Source organism: Haladaptatus sp. R4 (assembly GCF_001625445.1).
Taxonomy (GTDB): domain Archaea; phylum Halobacteriota; class Halobacteria; order Halobacteriales; family Haladaptataceae; genus Haladaptatus.
This window is the reverse complement of sequence record NZ_LWHG01000025.1, coordinates 1-407: the sequence shown is the minus strand read 5'-3', so window position 1 is coordinate 407 and position 407 is coordinate 1. Positions and strand designations below refer to the sequence as shown.

Below are 407 nucleotides of genomic sequence, written 5' to 3'. Positions count from 1 at the left end.
CGGGTGAACTTGGCGCGTGCGCTGAGCGTGAATCCGGACTTCATCGTCTGTGACGAACCCGTGACGGCGCTCGACGTCTCGATTCAGGCCCAAGTGCTCAACACGATGCGCTCGCTGCAGGACGAGTTCGACTTGACGTACCTGTTCATCGCCCACGACCTCTCGGTGATTCGCCACATCTCCGACCGCGTCGCCGTGATGTATCTCGGCCAGTTGGTCGAGTTGGCGGACAAGGAGGAACTGTTCGAGAACCCACAGCATCCGTACACGCAGGCGCTCCTCGAATCCATTCCCGTGCCCGACCCGCGCGTTGCCGAGACGCGCGGCGTGCTGGAGGGCGACGTGCCGTCGCCCATCGACCCGCCGAGTGGCTGTCGATTCCGGACCCGCTGTCCGAAACTCATCGC

The 407-nt window shown here is 63.9% G+C and carries 1 protein-coding gene; it reads left to right on the top strand.

Features of this window, described 5'->3' with window-relative positions; all coding sequences use genetic code 11:
• Positions 1-407: ABC transporter ATP-binding protein (locus A4G99_RS14970; RefSeq protein WP_150123123.1), on the top strand; the 407-nt coding region annotated here is incomplete at both ends.